This is a genomic window from Alteromonas sp. CH_MED4-4 (genome assembly GCF_037029575.1).
Lineage (GTDB): Bacteria > Pseudomonadota > Gammaproteobacteria > Enterobacterales > Alteromonadaceae > Alteromonas > Alteromonas macleodii.
In genome coordinates, this window is sequence record NZ_JAYMEU010000025.1 from 49,705 (window position 1) to 72,266 (window position 22,562).

The 22,562-nt window shown below is 45.4% G+C and carries 14 protein-coding genes; 9 read left to right on the forward strand and 5 right to left on the reverse strand.

The features are described from left to right. The first annotated feature begins 82 nt into the window (after nucleotides 1-82). Both WA381_RS15865 and WA381_RS15870 read left to right on the forward strand, forming a co-directional pair. The gene (locus WA381_RS15865) at nucleotides 83-4,255 is read left to right on the forward strand and encodes an EAL domain-containing protein (protein WP_156087345.1); all 4,173 of its coding nucleotides are present in this window, start codon (nucleotides 83-85) and stop codon (nucleotides 4,253-4,255) included. Nucleotides 4,256-4,476: 221 nt separating this feature from the next. Then, the gene (locus tag WA381_RS15870) at nucleotides 4,477-6,156 is read left to right on the forward strand and encodes an AMP-binding protein (RefSeq protein WP_014949806.1); all 1,680 of its coding nucleotides are present in this window, start codon (nucleotides 4,477-4,479) and stop codon (nucleotides 6,154-6,156) included. Nucleotides 6,157-6,315: 159 nt separating this feature from the next. Here the strand turns inward: WA381_RS15870 and WA381_RS15875 are convergent, their stop codons facing one another. After that, on the reverse strand, nucleotides 6,316-6,969 hold the full coding sequence (locus WA381_RS15875) for a dUTP diphosphatase (RefSeq protein ID WP_014949805.1): 654 nt from the start codon (nucleotides 6,967-6,969) through the stop codon (nucleotides 6,316-6,318). A gap of 635 nt (nucleotides 6,970-7,604) precedes the next feature. Here WA381_RS15875 and recC point away from each other — a divergent pair. The 3 genes from recC to recD are packed head-to-tail and all read left to right on the forward strand — an operon-like array spanning nucleotide 7,605 to nucleotide 17,410. After that, on the forward strand, nucleotides 7,605-11,228 hold the full coding sequence (recC, locus tag WA381_RS15880) for an exodeoxyribonuclease V subunit gamma (protein ID WP_061486028.1): 3,624 nt from the start codon (nucleotides 7,605-7,607) through the stop codon (nucleotides 11,226-11,228). Further along, on the forward strand, nucleotides 11,225-15,175 hold the full coding sequence (gene recB, locus WA381_RS15885) for an exodeoxyribonuclease V subunit beta (RefSeq protein WP_156086529.1): 3,951 nt from the start codon (nucleotides 11,225-11,227) through the stop codon (nucleotides 15,173-15,175). The genes recC and recB overlap by 4 nt, the downstream gene beginning before the upstream one ends. Before the next feature lie 33 nt (nucleotides 15,176-15,208). Next, entirely contained in the window at nucleotides 15,209-17,410 is a 2,202-nt protein-coding gene (gene recD, locus WA381_RS15890; RefSeq protein ID WP_061486026.1) for an exodeoxyribonuclease V subunit alpha, read from the forward strand. A gap of 54 nt (nucleotides 17,411-17,464) precedes the next feature. Here recD and WA381_RS15895 read toward each other — a convergent pair whose 3' ends face one another. Both WA381_RS15895 and WA381_RS15900 read right to left on the reverse strand, forming a co-directional pair. Then, on the reverse strand, nucleotides 17,465-17,872 hold the full coding sequence (locus WA381_RS15895) for a hypothetical protein (RefSeq protein ID WP_014949801.1): 408 nt from the start codon (nucleotides 17,870-17,872) through the stop codon (nucleotides 17,465-17,467). Between the two features lie 107 nt (nucleotides 17,873-17,979). Further along, a complete protein-coding gene (locus tag WA381_RS15900) occupies nucleotides 17,980-19,407 on the reverse strand; it encodes an aminotransferase-like domain-containing protein (protein ID WP_061486025.1) in 1,428 nt (475 codons plus the stop codon). A gap of 259 nt (nucleotides 19,408-19,666) precedes the next feature. Between WA381_RS15900 and WA381_RS15905 the strand changes: the two genes are divergently transcribed. The 4 genes from WA381_RS15905 (at nucleotide 19,667) to WA381_RS15920 (ending at nucleotide 21,504) form a co-directional block, all read left to right on the forward strand. Beyond that, the gene (locus WA381_RS15905; RefSeq protein WP_014949799.1) at nucleotides 19,667-20,287 is read left to right on the forward strand and encodes a LysE family translocator; all 621 of its coding nucleotides are present in this window, start codon (nucleotides 19,667-19,669) and stop codon (nucleotides 20,285-20,287) included. A gap of 85 nt (nucleotides 20,288-20,372) precedes the next feature. Next, on the forward strand, nucleotides 20,373-20,711 hold the full coding sequence (locus WA381_RS15910; RefSeq protein WP_014949798.1) for a nuclear transport factor 2 family protein: 339 nt from the start codon (nucleotides 20,373-20,375) through the stop codon (nucleotides 20,709-20,711). A gap of 39 nt (nucleotides 20,712-20,750) precedes the next feature. Next, the gene (locus WA381_RS15915; protein ID WP_014949797.1) at nucleotides 20,751-21,131 is read left to right on the forward strand and encodes a VOC family protein; all 381 of its coding nucleotides are present in this window, start codon (nucleotides 20,751-20,753) and stop codon (nucleotides 21,129-21,131) included. Between the two features lie 37 nt (nucleotides 21,132-21,168). Beyond that, on the forward strand, nucleotides 21,169-21,504 hold the full coding sequence (locus WA381_RS15920; protein WP_052160396.1) for a hypothetical protein: 336 nt from the start codon (nucleotides 21,169-21,171) through the stop codon (nucleotides 21,502-21,504). A gap of 16 nt (nucleotides 21,505-21,520) precedes the next feature. Here the strand turns inward: WA381_RS15920 and WA381_RS15925 are convergent, their stop codons facing one another. Together WA381_RS15925 and WA381_RS15930 are read right to left on the reverse strand one after the other, a co-directional pair. Continuing rightward, nucleotides 21,521-22,120 carry a DNA-3-methyladenine glycosylase gene (locus WA381_RS15925; protein ID WP_014949795.1) on the reverse strand — a complete coding sequence of 200 codons (600 nt, stop codon included), beginning with the start codon at nucleotides 22,118-22,120 and terminating at the stop codon, nucleotides 21,521-21,523. 28 nt (nucleotides 22,121-22,148) lie between these two features. Further along, on the reverse strand, nucleotides 22,149-22,367 hold the full coding sequence (locus WA381_RS15930) for a DUF2945 domain-containing protein (protein ID WP_014949794.1): 219 nt from the start codon (nucleotides 22,365-22,367) through the stop codon (nucleotides 22,149-22,151). Nucleotides 22,368-22,562 lie beyond the last annotated feature (195 nt).

Below are 22,562 nucleotides of genomic sequence, written 5' to 3' on the forward strand. Positions count from 1 at the left end.
CATTTTAGAAGCTGCCCAAGTTTAAAACATTCTGTTACACTTGGGCTTATAATAAAAATTTAAAACGTGCGCCCCATTTTTGATGAGATATTTCAACTATTTTTTACTGCTGTTTTTAGTTGTAAGCCTGCAAGCGGTGGCCTCGCCGCGACTGTCTAATCCCGTCTTTCAGTCTTTATCGACCAAAAATGGCCTTCCGCAAGATATCGTCAACGACATTGTTATAAACGAAGATGGCTTTGTGTGGATAGCCACAGAAGGTGGTTTGGTTCGTTGGGATGGAGTTAGAACTAAACGAATAGCAGGTCCAGACAATTCTCTTATCGACTCATCCATTTATCGACTTGCCCTTCAAGGTACTGAAGCGTTGTGGTTTAGTGTGTACGGCAGAGGGGTTTATTATCTCGATTTGGCCACTCAAGATGTGGTGCAATTAGAGCCAACGTACTACCACGACTTTGAAGGTTTTGTGCAACATGCGGAAACCTTTCATTGGCAAGATGATACGCACCTTATCATTGCACTGGCAGAAGAAGTGCATAAATTTAACACGCAAACTAAAACCCTTGAGCGAATAGCAAAGCTCCCTGAGCCGCTGTTGGGTAACAGCCAAAGCATCCGGGCGGCAATCACCGTTGAAGACACCTTACTGGTAGCCACTACATCGGGGGTGTACGTCAAAAATATCAACAATTTAGAACAGTCTTTACGTCGACTTGATTACCTGGGTGATATTCCTGAAAACCTCGATAACGCCAATGCAAAGTTTCTACTTTTAGACGATAAGGACAGGGTGTGGATTTCAACGGTTTCGGGCGTATTTGTTGCTCAGAAACAAGACTTTCTCAAGCAGGTACAGGGCGAAAAAGAACATGTCTTTACACAGGTTCTATCTGACAGAAACGTGTGGACGTTGGTTCAGTACAAAGACGACGCTTTTTGGATGGGCACTAATAAAGGGCTATATCAGCTGAGTAAAAAAGCAGGTGGTTGGGAATACGAACACATCTTAGAACCGCATAACGGTTTCACCGAAATTTCAAACAAAAAAATTATCGCCATTGCCAAAGATGAATCTGACAACCTCTGGTTAAGTTCAGTCTATGCTGGTGCACTGTATTTCGGTGTGAAAAATGCGGATATTTTTGCTATCCAGAATGAACGAGCAGGTGAGGCTAGCGTTTTGACTAGCCATGTGGTGTGGTCGTTTGCCGAAACTGAGCCTAATAAAATTTGGATAGGTACAGAAAATGGGCTTAATCACTATGATTTCACGACAAAAAAGTCTGAGAAGTATCTGTATTCAAAAAGTGAAAGAGCGATTATCGGTGAAGGAGCCGTAGACAAAATTGTACCAACGCAAAGTGGCGAATTGTTTCTCAATACTTACAACGGAATACGGTTGTTTGATATGGAAACAGGGGAGGCTAACCGGCCAGAGGTATTAAAAGGTGGCGATGACACCATATTTGATGCGTATGGCACGGGAATGATGCTTTCAGATAAAGGGGATTTGTACTTTATTGGCAACGAAGGTTTTGTAAAGTATGACGTGGACGAAAAAGAAATTTCCTCTTTAGAGCTGGACCCTCGTGTTTTTGACATAAATTTTTCATTGGGTTTTTTGGGGCAGTCTCATTACCACAATGATCGATTATTTTTTGCTACCGAAGGTGGTTTGTGGTTAATCGACCCAGAGACGTTTCAGCATGAATTGGTCTATCGATTCTCAGAACTACAGCGTGGCCGAGATCGCTCTATATCGTCGTGGGTTATCGACGATATGGGTGTGCTGTGGCTTGCATACAGTGGCGTAGGGTTGGTTGGTATAGACGCAGACACGTTTGAGCCGTTGTACAACCTAAATGAATCGAATATTTTATTATCAAACATTGTTTACGGGCTGCAAAAAGACGAAGCAGGCAATATCTGGTTTAGTTCGCACAAAGGGTTACACAATTACGATCCGTCTACCGGCCAAATCAAGAACTTTATCTACGGACGAGAGCTAAGTGTTTCTGAGTTTAACCAGGGGGCTTCGCTTAAGCTTAAGGACGGTCGACTGGCTTACGGTTCGACGAGCGGCGCTGTGGTTTTCTCTGCATCGCAATTGGAAAGCTTGGAAGTTGGAAGAAGTTTGCTCAGTAAGCAAACTGCTATAACGGAAGTTGCCGTAGATAATAGGGTGCTTAATCAGCCGCTTAAAAACCTAAGTGGACATCATTTCGATCTCGATTACGAAGATTATGGCTTAACAATCCATTTTTCGTCGTTAGCGATGTCAGGCATAGGAAAAGTAAAGTACTACTACAAGCTGTTGAACGGTGATCGCGTCGTTACAGAAGGCGTGACTGACGATGCAAAAATAACCTTTACCAACATAGAACCGGGTGACTACGTTTTTTCTGTTGCCCCCACGCCAGGTAGTTTCGACTATAACGTGCTACCGGCTGAAATTACGCTTTATATGCCACATGCGCCTCTGCGTTCACCGCTTGCATATACTATTTACGCAGCGCTCATCGTAAGTTTATTCGTAGCATATTTACTCTCTCGTCAACGCCAACTGTTTAGACTACAAAAAGCTCAGCAGCAGGTAACGCTATTCAGTGACGCTTTTAGACAAACTCGAGACTGGGTTTTAATTTTTGATAAAGAAAAGCGTTTAGTTGCCGCGAACCCAGCTTTTGAACACGTGTTCGGCTTTAATAATAAAGAGCCGTTACCCAAGCAGTTGGCACGACTTTATTTGCGTTACCCAACGTTGAATAGACACCTTTCTGGCAAATTACCGGAAATGCAGGGAGGGGATTTTTGGAAAGACGAGGCCGTGATCGATGGTGCTGATGGCAAGCGCTACGACGTGCTTATTGATATAACAGCGGTAAGTGGCGAAAGTAATACTGCAGAGCATTACCTGATTGTTATTTCCGACATCACAGAACAAAAAAATGCTGAGCGCAAACTTCTGAAAATCGCGACCTACGATGGCTTAACAGGCTTGGTCAACAGAACATTGCTGCTAGACAGACTGGAGCATGCTATAGGGCTTGCCCGTCATCATGAGCATCGTGTGGCGGTGATGTTTGTTGACTTGGATAGATTTAAAGGTATTAACGACTCACTTGGGCATGACTACGGTGACAAACTGCTGCGCATTGTAGCCAACCGAATGCGAAACCTTGTGGCTGAGTCGGGCACCGTTGCGCGATTAGGTGGCGATGAATTCGTTATTGTTATTGAGGAAGTTAATGCCAATGACGACTTGAGCTCATTCGTGGCCCAAATCATTGAGTCAGTAGAAACGCCTATATCGTTAGCAGAGGAAGTGCTTCGTGTTTCTTGCAGTATTGGCGTGGCGTTTTATCCAGAAGACGCCTCTGAGCCTGCTGAGCTTATCAAGCAGGCTGATGTGGCCATGTATACGGCGAAGAAGGACGCATTAAGCGGCTTTACCTACTTTACGACAGACATGAATGAACGTGCCAAAACGCGTTTACAGCTTGAAAATAAAGTAAAACGTGCCTATTCAGATGACTGCTTCTTCAATCACTACCAGCCAATTATAGATGCCAGAACTAATACCACTATTGGGGTTGAGTTACTGCTGCGAGGAAAACTGGATAACGAGCCTCTTTTCCCCGATCAGTTCATTCCGGTACTTGAAGAATTGAAGTACATAATAGAAGTTACACGACAGGCAATGCGAAGAGCGGCAGAGGACTTATCGTCCTGGTACAGCCAAGGCTTCACGGGGTTTGTCTCTATTAATCTATCTGCACTTCACTTCAAAACCGAATTCGACTTAACCGGTGTGCTAACCCTGCTTGATGAGTTCAATCTACCCAAAGAAGCGTTTCGATTCGAGATTACCGAAGGCGTATTGATGGATGACAGTGACAATGCCTTAAGACAGATTAATCGGTTTGTGAAAGAAGGTTTTGTATTAGCCCTTGACGATTTTGGTACAGGTTACTCGTCTTTAAGCTATTTAAAGCGTTATCCGTTGTCGGTATTAAAAATCGACAAGAGCTTCGTTAACGAAATGGCGCCGGGTAATGCAAACGAAGCGCTGGTAACAACAACCATTACGTTAGCGAATAACTTGAATATGAGTTGTGTTGCGGAAGGCGTTGAAACAAAAGCGCAAGCAGAAGAATTGATCGGAAAAGCGTGTTATTTCCACCAGGGCTATTTCTACGCCAAGCCTTGTACCGCCGAGGAAGTTGCACCGCTGTTATTTAAAGCGTGGTAAAACGTCGATATTTACCGCGTTTTTCTAACAGATAAGACCATAAAGATTCAAAAGCCAAATCTATAAGAAAACTAAATTTAGCCTCTAAAGCCTTGTTATTCGTCGCATAGAATGTAAACGCTTGTTTAAAAAGCTTGTTTTTCAATAAAAAATAGGGCTTATTAGAAGTCTGTGAAATCATTGTAAAAATGAGCTACATTATAACAACATATGAGTGACTTATGCCGCTAGACATGACAGCAAACGCAAATACCACGGAAGTAATAACATCGCCATTAAGTATGTTGTACCACTGGGAACAGAGCCGTGGGAACGACGTATTTCTTACGCAGCCTATTAACGGTGAATACCACGACTACACATGGAAGCAAGTCGCCGAACAAGCCAGAAAAGTGGCAGCACGTTTACGTGAATTCGATTTCCCGCAAGGCAGCCGTATAGGTATCTTTTCAAAAAACTGTGCTGAGTGGTTTATCGCTGATCTGGGCATTATGATGGCAGGTCACGTGTCGGTACCTATTTTCTCAACAGCCGGTCCAGACACAGTCCAGTATGTATTGAAACATGCTGACGTACAGCTATTGTTCGTTGGAAAACTAGATAATACTGCGGAACAAGTTGCCTCTATTCCTTCAGAATATTTAACGGTTGCCTTTCCTTATCCAAACATTGCTACTAAGCAACAGTGGAAAGCGTTTATGGATATCGCGCCCATAACAGACTCGCCTGTACCTGATATGGATGATTTGATGACAATCATTTATACGTCTGGCAGTACCGGTCAGCCTAAAGGGGTGGTGCACAGTTACAATACGGCTTGTTGGGCAGCGCGTCGCTCGCTCGATCAGTTGGGTATTAACCAAAACGATCGCACAATGAGCTACTTACCACTTGCGCATATTACAGAGCGTGTACTGGTCGAGCTTTCAAGCTACTACAGTGGTGGCAAAATTCACTTTGTAGAAGATTTAACTACCTTCCAACGGGATGTAGGTCACTGTCAGCCAACGCTATTTATTTCGGTACCGCGTTTATGGACAAAGTTCCAGATGGGCGTGTTAGCGAAAATGCCGCAGAAGAAACTGGATACGCTGCTTAAAATTCCAATTTTGAACAAAATTGTTGCGAAGAAAATTCGCGATGGCTTGGGCATTAATAACGCACGTTTGTGGGCAAGCGGTTCGGCGCCACTTGCTCCAGCAGTCATTGAATGGTTCGCGAAAATTGGTATCTACATTTCTGAGGGATGGGGAATGACTGAGAACAGTGCTTATGGCACCGGCAGTGTACCTTTCCGTCATGATAAAATCGGCTGTATCGGCAAGCCATACGACGGTGTAGACATCCGCACGTCAGAAGAAGGTGAGATTCAAGTTAAGTCGCCGTGCAATATGCTGGAATACTACTTGGAACCACAAAAAACGGCTGAAGTCTTTACTGAGGATGGTTATCTGCGCACTGGCGATAAAGGGGTCATTGATGCTGATGGCTACGTTAAAATTACTGGTCGTTTAAAAGACATCTTTAAAACCGCGAAGGGTAAGTATGTTACGCCAGCGCCGATTGAAGCAAAATTCATGGAAAACCCTATCGTTGAGCAAGTGTGTGTAACGGGGACTAATTTGCCTCAACCTGTGGCTTTGCTAGTGCTTAGTGAAGAAGCGCAGAAAAAAGACAAAGCGGGCATTGAAGCAAGCCTTAAGAAAACATTCGAAGCCATCAACGCAAAACTGGAAAGCCATCAGGTTATGGATCGCGTTGTCATTATGAAAAACGAATGGAGCATCGAAAACGACTTGCTGACTCCGACGCTCAAAGTAAAGCGTCATGTTTTAGAAGACCGCTTTGTTGATATTATCCAAGGTAGCTATAGCGACAAATTAGTTTGGGTTGACGCGTAAAATCGTCGTTGAGTCTTTTGCTTTGGCAATAATTAAAAAAGCTCTGTCCATGGCAGAGCTTTTTGTTATCGGAAGGAGACGCAATAAGCGTTGAAACTGTGTTGGGCTATAAGCACTACAGCGACGCTACATCGCGTTAAACGAAACGCATTGGTCGCTTTAAGAAGGGTAGCGAGAGCGTAACCCTTCATACACTAAGTCGCTAAACTCTGGCTTCGTTAAATCTAGGGCATCCATTACTTCTACCAGGTGCTCGTTGTCTTCACGACCTTCCCACACCTTTATGTAAGTGCCTTCTTTATAGCCGTTATCTTGGCGGAAAAAATTGAGCACATTTTTACCTACGTACTGACGATAAAGTTCGTCAGCTGACATTTCACACTGGCTTACGATGAACATGAATAGTGGCACGCTAAAGCGTTTGGCGGCGCAAAGGCCCGTCATGAGCTCTAAATTATCAAGAAGCGACAGATTTGACGCGTCGTAGTCCTTTCCATCGAAGGTTACTAGCGTTTTGCCACTTGCTAATTCAGAAGCAATACTTTTTGCAGATTCAGCGATATCGCCTTTATATTCAATAATGCAGGCACTTAGTGCAAAGTGCCAGATATCCACCAATTCCATTTGAAGCTGTGGCAAGTCTTTTTGCTGTGCTTTCCACCATTTCCAGCCGTGATGTTCAATTGCTTCAACTGACTCTACCATTGCTGCACGCAAGTATCCGTAACCAGCATTTAGCCAGTCTGGGTTTACTTTGGCGTTCATTTTATCCTGAAGAGAAAGCATAGTGGCGAGTTGTTGCGCGGTTAACATTGTTGCTCCTGACCGTGAAATTGTGTTGCGTTTCGTAAAGGCGAAATTGTACTTGAATGACGCTTCGGGAGAAACTGCTAAATTTACGGCAGCGAGAGTAAAGCGCTTTCTTTAATGTCTGCTTGCTCGTGGTGCACTTGCACCACGGTAAAACTATGACTTGTTGGTCATGTTTTCTATTTTTGTTTAAGTTATTGATATTTCAGGTTTAAAAAGTTGGCATTCAACCTGCAAAACATAAATCGTTAACAGTGCTGCTCAGTAGCGCTAACGTGAATGAGTGCCAGGCAACGCTTATTCACGTTGTTACTGAGTAGACCGTAAACCTTACCCATACAGATTTTTCGTGTCCTGAGGTCTGTGTGGGTTTTTTTTGTCTGAAAATCGCCCACACACGCTTCTTTGTACTCATTTACTGCGCCAGATCCCTCTATCACTTTGCTTAGAACTCTCCGGGCATTGATTTCGCCATGCCCCCAGTATTTGTTTTATTATCATAAGACATTTGCTTATCTAAATTTTGGAGAAATAACTTAACTACTGAGCCCAATGCGATACACTAAATTATAAGGTCGACGATACCTGTACAGTCTTTGCACAGTATCTAAAAGCACGTTCTACAAAGGATTTTTCGATTGCTTGCGCTATATCCCTCTAATAAATTAGAACACTTAAGTTTTCTTCTCACCACGCTTTTACGTCAGCAGCCCATGGGCGTATTTACGCCAGAAACCATCTTGGTTGAAAGCCCGGGAATGCAGCACTGGGTCAGCATGCAGCTTGCCACAGAACACGGCGTGGCAATGAATATTGATTACCCTTTACCAGTACGCTTTATGTGGAATACCGCACGTACCGTACTTGGACAGGACAAAGTACCCAAGCAATCTCCATATCGTCGTGAAGTACTGACATGGCGTATCGACAATATTCTCCAAGATGGCTCGCTAATGAGCGCAGAAGCCTTCGAACAAGTTAACCGGTATTGGCAAAATGCGGGAAGTGAACAAGAGCAGGGGTTACAGCGCCTTCAGCTTGCTACCGCTCTGGCCGACGTGTACGAGCAATACTTGTTGTACCGCCCAGACTGGTTGTTTAAATGGGAAGCTAACGAACGCGCTGTATTTGATGACATGGAGATATGGCAAAGCGAAATTTGGCGCATATTGGTCAAAGAGCAGCCGTTGCATCCTGCACGTTTGCATCAAATGACGCTCGATGCGTTGGAAGCTGGTCATTTACCAAGCGAGCCAACGAACAAGTTGCCTGATCGTGTGATAGTGTTTGCTATTAATACTATGGCCCCACAGCTTATCGCATTTTTTGACGCCCTCGCGCAGCACATTGATATTCATATATTTCACCTAAACCCCAGCGTTAATTACTGGGGTGAAGCGAAAAGCAGTAGCGAACAGGCGAAATTATTGCGGTTAGAAGGCCTTAAAAAATGGATGGAAGAAGATCAGTCAAACCCGCTGCTTGGCAACTTAGGTAAACAGGGCAGAGAGCTATTCAACTTACTCACTGAACTGGATACCTTTGAGATTAGTGCGTTTGATTCACCGGATTTTGAAGAAACAAACGATAACGCTGGCAGCGACAATGCTCGTGGTCTACTCGAGTATATTCACAACGATATCTTGCAGGCCGCTCAACCGAAGCCACTTGCTCATGATTTAAGAGAAAAAGACGATAGCGTTACTATCATGTGTACCCATTCCGCACTTCGCGAAGTGCAGGTATTACACGACCACTTACTACATTGGTTATCTCAAGATAAAACGCGCACCCCATCTGATATTCTGGTGATGTGCCCCGCCATCGAAAACTACGCGCCATTTGTTGATGCTGTATTTCACAGAGTAGGCACAAAGGCTTTGGCTGGCAGGGGGCAGGTTACGCTTCCTTGTACCATTGCAGATAGAAGCCCAATGGATGCAGAGCCGTTGATTGCGGCGTTTATGGCGCTGTTACAGCTGCCCGATAGCCGTTTTGGTGTGTCGGACATTATGGATTATCTGCAGCTAGATTCAGTGCAAAAGCGTTTCTCAGTATCCCAAGATGATATAGAGCAAATGGTGGTATGGCTAAAACAAGCTCATATTCATTGGGGTCTTAATAGTGCCCATAAAACGGCCGTTTCAGAAGGCGTTGATCTAGACGACACTTACAGCTGGTGGTGGGGAATTCGCCGGTTACTTATGGGTATGCTGGCACCAGATAGTGAAGTCATTGTGAGTGACTTACTTACTATTCCCGACGTTGAAGGACAAAGTGCGCTTACGTTAGGCAAGCTTATTGACGTTGTGGCGCTGTTGGGTGAGTTTGCCCAAGTATTAACAGCCCCAAGGACGGCCGCGCAGTGGTCTAAAGCCTTAATATCGCTTAGAGATGCGTGTTTTATGCCGATACAAGAGCAGCAGCAAAGTTGGGATCTTATTGCCAAAGTTGCTGCCGATCTTGCTGCACGGTGCGAAGAGGCAGCTTATGAACACGAACTCACCCTTCGTCAGGTTCGCGACCTGCTACTCAATCGATTCTCGTCGCCAGATGCTGGTAACCACTTTATGACCGGTCAGGTTACGGTGTGTTCAATGCTGCCCATGCGAAGCATTCCGTTTAAAAAAGTGTGCATTTTGGGGCTGAACGACAGTGAATTCCCCAGAAAATCAAGCCCGCTGGGTCTCGATTTAATGGCAGGTGCTGGCCGCCAAATTGGTGACCGCTCACGGCGTTTGGAAGACAGGTATTTATTCCTAGAAGCCATCATTTCCACCAGAGACAGCTTATATTTAAGTTACCAAGGGAACGACGTTACCAATAACAGTGAGCGGCAACCCAGTCTAGTATTGGCTGAGTTCATGGATATGTTAGCAAACAGCTACGCACTGAATTTATCAAAGTACAGCGTTAACGCGCCGCTACACCCGTTCAGTGAAGAGGGGTTCACGGGAACCTTGCCGAGCTACGAAACAGGGTGGTTACGGTTAGCTGACGCGTTACAAAAAACGAAATTAAATACCGATGAAGCAGATAATGAATCTGCCAACGATGCGGATACGGCAACGTTAGCGCCATCATCTGACGCACTATCAACGCAATCGCTTCGTTTATCAGGTATTCAAATTGCGAGAGCTTTCAAAGATCCGCTAGAGTATTTTTCCGTCCAACGGCTGGGCGTGAATCTGTCTCAATCGTTTACGCTACTTGAAAATAGCGAGCCGTTTGAAACCAATGCGCTGCTGCGCTACCAGGTGCTCGACGCTATCTTTTCGTCTGCAGAGCGCGTTGCGCCAGAGAAAGATGATGTCACCTCTCTTTCCTATAGTGAAAAAGTGATCACGTTTGCGTCGCTTAGAGGGGATATTCCCAATAACCCCGTTGCCAGAGATGAAGTTGACATGTGGAAAGAAGGGGCGTTGGCATTGAGTCAGGCCATGGGCCCTCATGACGCGGAGCCTAAAAAAGCGCACTTTCAAGGCAAATACATCACCTTTACTTCATCGGCTTTATTAGGCAGTGACGCGCTAGTCGAGCTTTGTGCAGGCAAGATTGACGCACATCGCGCTTTGGGTTTCTTCATCTCACAATTAGTTTTTTCAAGCAGCGATGAAGAAACCAGCTACAGCAACTATCCGCTGGATATCTATTCGTGTGCTTGGGAAAAGGGCGAAACCATTTTGAAAAAGCAGCGTTTCTCCGCTTACGATCGCGAAACTGCTGTGCGTTTACTTTTGTTTATTGAACAGCTTTATATGGCAGTTTACACGGCGCCGACACCAGTTCATTTAAGTTTGTTCGGTAGTTTTATGCCCGGGACCAGAAATTCAGACACTAAGCCTGTAGTGGAAAGCATAAAGCCTGAGATGTTTACCGACATTCTGCATGCGCTACTAGAGAGTACGGACGGGACTAGTGAAACCGACAGAGCAATACTTGGACAAGTTCAACATGCAATTGACGAGATGTGCCCGTTCACTGATAAAGACAACGCTGTAGCTAGCGAAACGACAAATGAAAAACATGAAAAAGCGAAACAGGCGGTGGATCAAGCCGCTGCACTTTTTAACACGATAGAGTTACAGCGAGCATTAATCGACTGGCAGCAAAGTAGCGGGCAGTTCAGCGCCGATATGGCAAGCAACCCTTACTTACATTGGCTGTTTCCTCAGGGCGTGAGTTGGAATGATATACCGCATTTAAGTGCTTTTGTGCTGCTCGCCATGGTCAACAATGCGTCTCAGGAGGAGAAGCTATGAGTTACAACCCTACATCCTCTGATAACCCTATAGACGAACAATCTCAGCCGCAAACCGACGACCACAGCGGCACTGAAGCGCAATTACTCGATGTAGTCGCTATGCCGTTAAAAGGGCGCCACCTTATTGAGGCCAGCGCTGGTACAGGTAAAACCTTTAATATTACGCGCTTGTATCTGCGTCTATTGCTTGAAAAAAAGCTCACCGTCAAAGAAATATTGGTGATGACTTTCACCAAAGCCGCGACCGAAGAAATAAAGGGGCGTATTGCGGCAACACTAAGAGAAGCCCTCCTTATTTGGCAGCAAGCCAGAGATAACGGCAATGAAATAGACAGTGGCTGTGACCCGGTTTATCAGTATTTATTTAATAGCTGTGATATTGACGAGAGTTTGGCACTTTTAAAAGCGGCGCAGCTGGAGCTTGATGAAGCCTCGGTGTTTACTATTCACGGCTTTTGTCAGCATGTTATTACCCAGTTAGCGTTTAACAGTGGCTTTGCCATGTCGCTTAATTTGGGCAATGACACCAGCGACTTATACCTTGAAGCTGCCGAAGACTTCATTCGAAAAATTAGCAAAAGTGAGGACGAGTTTAGGCTACTGGCAGAGTCTGGCTGGCATACACCTGAAAAACTGCTGCGAGAGTTTAACGCCAGCATTAAAAGTACTCTGACCCCAATATTGCTTAGTGAAGAGGATATTGAGGCAGCGTGTAAAAAGCAGTTAGATGAAGCGCCGCACACGTCTTTAGCCTACGTGAAGTCTCTACTTCAAAGCGTAGAGGATAATGAAGGGCTATTGGTAGAACAGCTCATCAAAACACCGGCCCATAAAAAAGAGCGGCCGCAGGAATTGGCTGCACTTAAAGCTTGGTTGCGTTCTTGCGTAGATGAACAAAGTTATTATCTTCCGCCGCTCGAAGCGGAAGCCTTTGTTAAAGGTACCCGATATGCGCGAAACTCATCAGGCGTAAAAGAGATTTTAACGCCTATAAAAGACTTTGCAGGGGCGCTTAAAAAAGCGTTTGGCGAGAAAGATCAGGCACTTAGTAAGGTGCCTGTATTCAAGCTGGTGGTTGAAGCCATTGCGTTCATCAAATCCCGCGTTGAAAAGCAGAAAAAGCAGCTTGGCGTTATCGACTTCGACGATCTTATTCGCATGCTCGCCGACGAAGTGGTGAAGCCGAATAATACTCTTGTGCCTGAGCTTCGCAAAAAATTCCCCGTAGCGCTTATCGACGAATTTCAAGATACCGATGCGAAGCAGTACGCGATTTTAGACGCAGTTTATCCTAATCTTGAGAATGCTAACGAAAGTGCGTTATTAATGATAGGTGACCCCAAGCAAGCGATTTATCGCTTTCGCGGTGGCGATATTTTTACCTATTTAAAAGCGGGTAGGCAGGCAGATTACCGCTGGGTGATGAATACCAACTGGCGCTCGGTTGAGGGAATGGTTAAAGCCTATAATCGGTTATTTTATGGCGCGCCTGTGGCATCAAATAGACCTGCCGATGTGTTTGGTTTTGATATCAAATACAACCCTGTGGAATTTACGCCTAAAGCGGCCGCGGCAAAAACGCCACTTATCGACCCTGCCGAACAAAATAGTTTAATGAAGAGCGGTGTAATGAAAAGTGCTGTAACGAAACGCAGCGCAATGAACTACGTTAGCATGTGTTTGGACGACAAAGAAAACGCCCACATTATGCGTCGCAAGATGGCTCAGTGGATTGCGCAAGAGATTTACCGCTTATTGAACGAAGCGCACTTTCAAACCGCGAATGGTGGCACCGCGCCTGTTAAGCCTCAGGATATCGCTATCTTGGTGAAAGACAGGACCGAAGCTGGCGCTATCAAAAGTGTACTGCAGCAAAAAGGCTTGGCGTGCGTTTATCTAAGCGATCGCAGTAACTTATTTGCCAGTGCCGAAGCCAAAGATGTACTGCGGTTACTTAACGGTATTTGGCATGCCAACGACACAAGTAAAGTGGCGTCGAGCTTGGCGTCACCGCTTTGGGGTTATAGTGCCCAAACACTTATTGAATTGTTGTACCATGAAGATGACGCACAGTGGGATGCTGCTATCGACAAGGTATTGTCGCTGCGGGATATGTGGCTGCAAAAAGGGTGCATGAGTGTGCTGCTGTATTTAATGCAAGACAGCTATCAACCTCATGCTGACAGCGTGGAACGCGCCCTTACTAACTATCAGCATTTGGCCGAAGTGCTGGAAAAAGCTAGCACTACTCACCAGCGCCCAGAGCAGCTACTCGATTGGTTGAATAAGCAAATTCATAAGCCTGAAAGCGATGAAGAGCTTACTTTGCGCCTTGAAAGTGACAGCCAACTTATTCGACTTATTACTCAACACGGCTCGAAAGGGCTAGAGTACCCCATCGTGTTTGTTCCTTTTGCCACCGGCTACAGAGACGCCGCTAAAAACGGCAACACTACATCGCAAATATTTACCTATTACGACGAGGAAAAACAAGATTTACAAATGCAGCTTGGGCAGACGCCACAGGCCATAGCTCGCGTTCAAAGCGAGAGCGAAGCGGAAGACATGCGACTGGCCTATGTGGCGGTAACACGAGCTGCCCATCGCTGTTACATGGGCGTTGTACCGCTGACTAACAATGAAAGAAGTGCATTAGCACGAGCACTCGGTGTAGGTGGCGACGGCAGCAACAACGATTGGTCGAGTGTGTTAAACCGTGTTGCTGAAGAAGATGCGTCCCATGCCAGCCATATCGACGGTGATGAGTTTGAGGAAGTGTATACTGGCTTTGAACAAGAAGATGAGTTACCTCAGCTTACCGCGTTGCAATTTACCGGCACGGCAAGCGAAGAATGGCGACTGTATTCGTTCTCAGCAATGAGCCGTTTAACCACGGTTGGTGCTAACCAAAGCGTTGAAACAGGCACAGCAGCGGAGTCCGGCGCAACAACAGAGCCCTTGAGTCAAACCCTTCCTAGTGTGCCCGTACTTCAAACCATTCGAGATGAAGAAGTGTATGCAAGCGACACTCTTGTGGGTGAGATGGGCTCAATTGATGCAGACATCAATTCCTCGGCAGGTATTGAAAGTACGGTAAGTAAAAGTGATCTGCGTTTTACCCTAGAGAAAGGTGCGAGCGCAGGTAATTTACTTCACGATATTCTAGAGCACAGTGACTTTAGTGCGCCCGATTGGGAAGAAACGGGTAAGGAACTGGTTAACCGCTTCGGGTTAGATGAAAAGCGAACGCCGCTACTTTATGAATGGTTAGAAGAAGCGCTACAGACGCCTCTGTATCCCAATATGCAGCTAAGTATGAGTGATTTGCCCTTAGTGCAAACCCTGCGCGAAGCCGAATTCTATTTTCCAATGAACGACACGCAATGGACTCAGCTTCGTGAAGTACTCGCTACCCATAGGCAAAACGTAGCTGACGTTATTGGTGGCGAGATGGAAACAGCGCCTCAATTAATCACAGCTAAATTACAGGGAATGATGCACGGGTTTATTGATTTGATTTTTGAACATGACGGTCAGTTTTATGTGGCAGACTACAAATCAACCTGGCTTGGCGATACCCTTGATAGCTACACGCCAACAGCGCTGTTTCACAATAACCAGCATCACCTTTACGACCTTCAGTACTTAATTTACTGCTTGGCGCTACATCGCTATTTAAAGAATACGCTGCCTAACTACGACCCAGATATGCATTTTGGTGGAGTGTATTACTTGTATCTACGCGGTATGCACCCAGAAAACGAGCGCGGGGAAGGGGTATTTTATACTGATGTTCCATCGTCTGTACTCAATCGATTAGACGGGATATTTGCGAGCAAAGACGATGCCCAGCAAGGCAATAGTTCTTCGAATGCAGGCAGCTCTCACCAGCCTTTGGAACAAACGTCTTCGGGTCAGCAGCAGTTTAGTTTCGATGACGAGTAGTCAACATCATAGAGGCTAAAGCAAAGGAAAATAATGAAAAGCAATCAACACTCTGTACCGTCATTTTTTGATAACTTGTTTGGCATCGAGGCGATCGACAAATTTGTCGCAAAAGAATTTGGCTTTATTGATGAACTGGAGCAAGAAGAACAGTTTATTTGGGCTGGGATCTTAGCATACTTGTCGTATATGCAGCGCAATGGCCACAGCTGTATCTATCTAAAAGACATAGCGGGTACGACGCTTTTTAAAGAGGTAGTAGCAGAACAAGAAGCAGTCTTGGCGGCCGAAACAAATGTGCATAGCAATAACGGAGCGGTTGGGGCATCTAAGTCGCCGGTAGAACAAACAGAGCAGGAAAAAGCGCCCAAAGCAGGTGTTGACGTGCCACAACTAACGCCGTTACTTAGAATTGTAAAAAGCGCGCTGAGTAACGAGCAGGTGGCTCAACTGTTTGTCTATAGCAACGGCAAGCTGTACAGCCGTCGCTACTATGAGTTTGAACAAGAAGTGGCGCGCAATGTTGTAAAACGAGCTGCGCTTACGCCGTTAAGTGATGACGCAAGCGAAAAAGTAAAACAACTTTGGCCCGCAATCTTTCCTACCGAAACAACCGATCAGCAAGATTGGCAGCAAATTGCAGTGGCCAAAAGCCTAATGCAGCGCTTTTGCGTTATAAACGGTGGGCCAGGAACAGGTAAGACCTATACTGTATTGCGCTTATTACTGGCGCTACAGGCTTGCGATGAAAACTTAAAAATTGTGCTGGCAGCGCCTACAGGTAAAGCGCAACAGCGTATGACCGAATCTATCATGAACAGCATAGACGGGCTTCGCGGCAAGTTGGACGACACAGTGCTTAACAACGTGCCTACCGATGCTGTGACGCTACATAGATTACTAGGATTGCGCGAGCACGGTGTATCGACTAAGTTCAATCAGCACAACCAATTGGCAGCAGATGTACTCATTGTCGATGAAGCAAGTATGGTCGACTTAGCGCTAATGACACGTATAGTACGAGCATTGCCAGACCATGCACGGCTCTATTTTATCGGTGATGCAGATCAGCTTCCTGCGGTTGAGCTTGGCAACGTGTTAGAGCAGCTAGTTAGTACCGGGCCAGCATGTTTTGATGACAACGCGAATGTGTCAAATGGCACAAACAGCACACATAGCTCACTTAGTTTTAACAGTCATGACGACGCGCTTTCTTTAGGTGGCGTGCCATCGTTAATGAGACAGCACATTGCTACGCTATGCCCGCATCTGCCCTTGTTACCGGTTGATGAGCAGGCAAAAAGTTATGTAGCAACTCTTCAAGCACCTCAGCGCTTCAAGGGCCAGGTGGCTAAAGTTGCAACGGCCATACAACGAGGTAATGCAAGCGGTGCACTTGCCGCTATTACCGATAAGGCTGGCGACAATAACGAAAGTGCGGGCCTTGGTTCAAATACGGCATCGCGACTACAATCTGGCGTTCACCTATGGCCAGAGCACCAGGTTAGCGGCCGTGATTTACACCAGTTGGCCAAAGAAAGCTTCCTGCCTATTTTTGATGCTGGCAGTGCCGAAGAGGCGCTTAATCGTCTGAATGTGGTTAGGTGGCTAACCCCGGTCCGCAAGGGCGGAATGGGCGTAGAAGGCCTGAATAATTTGGTGTTCGATGCTATCAAGCACAAAATCAGAAAGCGGGAAGGCCATTTCTATCAAGGTCAGCCCATTATGATTGTAAAGAATCATCATCCTCAACGACTATCAAACGGTGAGGTTGGTGTAATCTGGCCTGACAGCAAAGGAAAGCTATATGCGTGGTTTTACCAGGATAGCCAAGCTTCGGGTCAAAACGGTTCAAGTCAGAAAGCTTCGGCAAATGCGGGAGACAGTGCTGACAATACGCTAGAGCAAAAGCAAGCGTTGCGCAGCATATCGCTATCAAGAGTACCGCAGTTTGAAACTGTGTACGCCATGACCATACATAAATCTCAGGGCTCTGAGTTTAATCATGTTGTGCTTATTTTACCTAAGCCTGATAGCGAAAAAGCCGCCAACTTATTTCATCGAGGCCTAGTGTACACAGGGTTAACCCGTGCCAAAGACGGCTGCTTAATCATCTCTGACACCGCTACATTTAGCCACATGGTTCAGCGGGTGGATAAGCGTTATTCCGGGCTGTCTGAAGCGATTAGCCTGCACCTAGAGAGCACATCAAACGCCACCCCAGAGATTGAATAGAAATAAATGTACTCTGACCCCAAAATTTTGGGGTCAGAGTACATTTCTGTGTGGTTATTTTACTGGCGTAAAAAGGCACAGGCCGCGTTTGTTAATATCAATTGGGGTTTTGCTGATTAGATAAATGCGAGTGGGGGCAGTTACACGCAAAATTCCGCCTTCGGCATTTAAAAACTGTGAAGGCAAAAGTACAGACGTGTCTTCACTTTCTGAATTGTCGGTCTCGGCTTTCACTGCAAAGTGTGACAAACCGCAGTGATCCAGCCAACCTAATATATTATCTGGCGTTGCCACAAAATTATCGTGCCTCAATACGCTGCTATGTAGCGTAATATTCGCACCGAAGACGGGCTTATTCTCTATCGCCATTTGCGTGTTAGGCTTTAAATGCAGACGGTATAGTCCGTGTGCTTCAGGCACAATGTCATCATTCGCATCTGTATTATTCACTAACGTAAGCATACAAAGTTTCACAGGTTAGTTTGGATGGTTTTATTTTGGTGGACTTACGGCTAGCCTGCGTTGATGTGGATCAACTGCCTTTGGGTTTACGCACTTTGTATAAAAAATTAGGCTTCTTGTGCAACAAGCATCTCACCAAGACGCTGAATAGCTTCGGTGCGTGCAGCCTGCGTACTATCAATGAAATTAAAACGCAGGCAATGTCGATACTTACCTGTTGCCGAAAATAGTTGCCCTGGCGCGACATAAATTCCTTTTTGCTTGGCTTCGTCAGCCAGCTTCACGGAGTCATAACGGCTGTTTAGCTCTACCCAAAGCACATAGCCCCCTTGAGGGTAGCTAATACAGGTGTCGGCGGGAAAGTAACGCTTAATGTCTGAACGTAGTGCGTCTCGTGCACTTAGGTAATGGTGACGCATAGCCCGAATATGTTTGTCATAACCGCCTTGCTCAATGAAACTGGCTATAGCTAATTGGGGTAGAGTAGGGCACATAGAGCTACTGACATATTTAACGTGGAGCACTTTATTTCTATAGCTTCCCGGCGCTATCCAACCCACGCGAAAACCAGGCGCTAGCGTTTTTGAAAACGAGGAGCACAGTAAAACGCGCCCATCTTTATCGAACGATTTAATGGTTTTTGGACGAGGGTAGGCGTAGGCAATATCGCCGTAAATGTCGTCCTCTATAATGGCTACGTCGTACTCTCTGGCCAATTCATATAACGCTTTCTTTTTCGCCTCAGGCATAACAAATCCTTGAGGGTTATTTACCGTTGGGGCGACTAAAATGGCCTTGATCGGCCATTGGTCAAGCGCTAGCTTTAATGCCTTTAAACTCAGTCCTGTTTCAGAGTCGGTGGGGATCTCTAACGCTTTTAATTCAGCGCCTTTTATAGCTTGCATAGCACCGTAGAATCCGGGGGATTCTACCGCTATCACATCGCCGGCGCTCGCCACTGCGCGAAGGCACACAGATAAGGCTTCCTGGCAGCCAGAAGTTACAATGAATTCGTCGCTTTGCAACACACAGCCAGATGCTGCGGCCAATCGGCTTAGCTGTTTTCGCAGAGTTTCATCACCTTTTACGTCACCGTATATCATGCCGTCCAAGGCTCGATGTTTGGTGAGTTCATGCAGGCGTTTTATAAGCGGTTTAAGGGTTTTGGCAGTCATGTTGGGCATGGCATGCTGAAACTGGCACAGGGTTTTAGCGTCATGATCTTTATTGAAGGTATTCAGCAAAGTGTCTAGCACATCTTCCCATTGAGACACATCCATAGGGCGTTGCGGAGGCTTCGTCATGCTAGGGGTGTTATCTATTAAGATACTACGGGCGACAAAATAACCTGATTTAGGTTTTGCCTCTACCAGTTGCTGCGCTTCTAACACTCGATATGCTTCCTGCACGGTAGCTATACTTACTTTATGCTCCGTTGACAGCTGCCTAACCGAAGGTAACTTGTTCCCCACCTCAAAAACACCACGCTCGATTTGGGCTTTAAGTTCATTGGCTAATGTTTCGTAAAGCGTCATCGCAATATTTATTCTTATGAAGTTATCTGCATACAGATAACTATATCTTAATTGACAGGAGCTTTTAACCATACAGATTGGTGAAATAACTACCATACAGACGTTACCATGACTAAACTGTATGGCTGTTTTTAAGCGTATTTGGGTATGATGCATACAAAAATATGATTGTATTGTGTTGGTGAAAAACAAGCGTTTGGTTAACCGACCCCTTTCTTTTAAAGAAACGCATTGCTCACCTCAACACATAAGGACTGTCATGGAAACATCTTTACTCATCGCGCTTGCGACATTCGCGTTCATCAGTACGGTAACGCCTGGCCCGAATAATATGATGCTATTGGCTTCTGGAGCACAATACGGTTATAAACGTTCGCTGCCGCACATGCTGGGTATTGTAATTGGTGTCGCAGGTCTAATGATAAGCACACTGCTGGGCATTGGTGCGCTGTTCAACATATTTCCCGTACTGTACAGTGTGCTAAAAGTACTTGGCGTGGCATACCTGTTATGGTTAGCATTTAAAATTGCCACTGGCCCCGTAGATGAGCCAGTAGGCCTAGTAGAAAACAAAATTAAATCGACCAAACGCCAAGGGCCGCTCAAGTGGTGGGAAGGGGCATTATTTCAGTTAATTAACCCTAAAGCATGGATGATGGCGTTAGCTAGCGTAGGCACGTTTTCACTGCCTGGCGAGCACTACATTCAATCTGGTATTGCGATTGTTACCGCTTTTGCCGTGATTGGTTTTCCAAGCATCTCGCTTTGGGCAGCGGTAGGCGCAAAAATACGCGTGTGGTTGAGTTCGCCAACTCGAAGACGGCAGTTTAATCTTACAATGGGCGCGGCCACAGCAGCCACGTTATTTTTGATAGTGTAACGGTTATATTAACTGGACGCTGGCGTTTTGGGTGTAAACCGATTGGCTGATGTCTTTTAAAAAACTGATAAAAGGAACACGTAAAATGGAGTGGGTCGAAGTCTTTATTCAATACTTAAGAGCCTATGAACAAAAGGACCTAGACAGTGTTTCCGATATGTTTGCGGATGACATTGCATTAAGGGACTGGAAAATTTCTGTAAAAGGTAAACGGTTAGCCGTTGATGAAACACGTAAGAACTTTGAGAACGCTGATTCGATAGAAATAGATGTGCTGTCTACTATGGCAAACGAGAACATGGTGTGTGGTGAGCTTAAAATTGTAGTGGATAAGTCTGAAACACTGTTTGTTGTTGATGTCTTGAAATTTAATGAAAACGGCAAAATCACCGCTATTCACGCCTATCTAGGACGCGACGATTAAATCTAGCGCAAACAATACAAATACAAGGAGCAGGTCTTCATGGAATTGAACCAAGTTACGTTACCCGTTACCAATATGGTCGAAGCGGTGGAGTTTTACCTTACACTTGGGTTCACTCAAATTGTAGATACACCGCACTATGCCAGATTCACGTGTCCTGAAGGCTCGTCTACTTTTTCGCTCTCTTTAGAAAGCGAAAGTGCTCAAAATCACAGTGTGATCTACTTCGAACACGAGGCGCTAGATGAGCTGTATACCTCTCTTGTGGAAAAAGGTATTCGTTTTGAGCAGCCGCCAACGCAGCAGCGCTACCTTTGGAAAGAGGCCATTTTAAGCGATCCATCTGGCAACAAAATAAAGCTGTACTGGGCAGGAGAGAATAGAGTGAACCCGCCTTGGAAAGTGGAAATAAAGCAGTAGCCATTTGGATAAACTTCAAGAAAAACCGAGAATACCAGTGACAGAACCCCAAATAAGTGTGCACTTTCGCTTAACAACGTTAGATGCCATGCAAGCGTACACGCTAAAACGAGAAATTGAAGGCGCTTATTTTATTAAGCGTGAAGAATGTGTAGATAAAAAAGGCCCAGATGCGTTCATTGGTATGGTGCCGTTAAAAGAAAGCCTGTTTGACGAACTCAACGACTACGTTATTCGCCAGCAAATTCAATATGATGACTGCGATATTTATGTTGAATCAAAAACTGCTAGAGGTGATATTGCTGTACCAAAGGTGGTAAATAAATTGCTCAAATACATCGACTGCAAGCTGACCTTCGCTGTTGCGAAGTAGTCTTTATTGAAGTGCGCTACTTTAGCGTGAACCGCCAAGGCAAGGTTGTGTCATCCCGTGGACCTTGCTTACCAGTATGCTCGTCTTTTGCGTAGTCTATGCCAATGCGAGGCGAACTAGTAATGTGATCACTGACAATGGTGTAGTTACTTTTCTCAATCCAAATCAATGTATTGTTTAACACAGGCTCACCGTTAAGCGCAGGCGTTATCGCAAGAGCTTGTGTCAGCTTAGCTGGACCGTCACATAGATTACGCAATGATGTGTTCACGCCGCGACGTTCACGCATTTTGTCGACACCTTCTGTAGGCTTAATTTTTCGGATCAGAACAGAATCGGTGTGGTCAGCGTCATTGGTAACAATATTCAACATACTGTGAGAACCATAAATGGTGTAGATGTAAGCAACGCCGCCTTGCTTTTTAAGTGTTGATATCGAAGAAGGGCGCCGCAACAGGTGTTTTTCCATGGCAAGATCCTGATGACCACGGTAGGCTTCCGTTTCTGTTATCGTTCCCCCGGTTAGTACGCCGTCGATATTACTAAACAGGTAGTTACCAATGAGCGACTTCGCTATATTGACGACACCGCTATCAGTGAAAAAAGAACGCTGCATTTTTCGTTTAGGTTTATTAATCAACAAATTAAGACGACTTCGTAATTTCGCTGTGAGATTTAAGCACTTTACTGCCGTCGTCCTGTTCAATGAGATAGGCTGGATCGCTGTCGCTTGCCTCTCGTTTTACCGACGAACCCTTAATCGTGCGCTCTACATCATTGGTAAATTTTTCTCTGATATTTCCCGTTGCACTACCGTTTCCCCATTCCCATTCTACTTCTGTGTTTACCGCATAATGTTTCATAAATATTCCCTAAGCCACTAAATCAACTATTAACTTAATTTGTTTAACGAAAAGAATAAGACCTGAGTTCAAAAAGGGGAAAATAAGGATGGTAAAAAAGTAAAGAAAGTTTGAAACCCTAGGGCCTGTATATGGTCTCCCCCGTTATTGCAAGAGTAAACATGCTGTTTTGACTAAAATGGTTTGCGTCCGTAT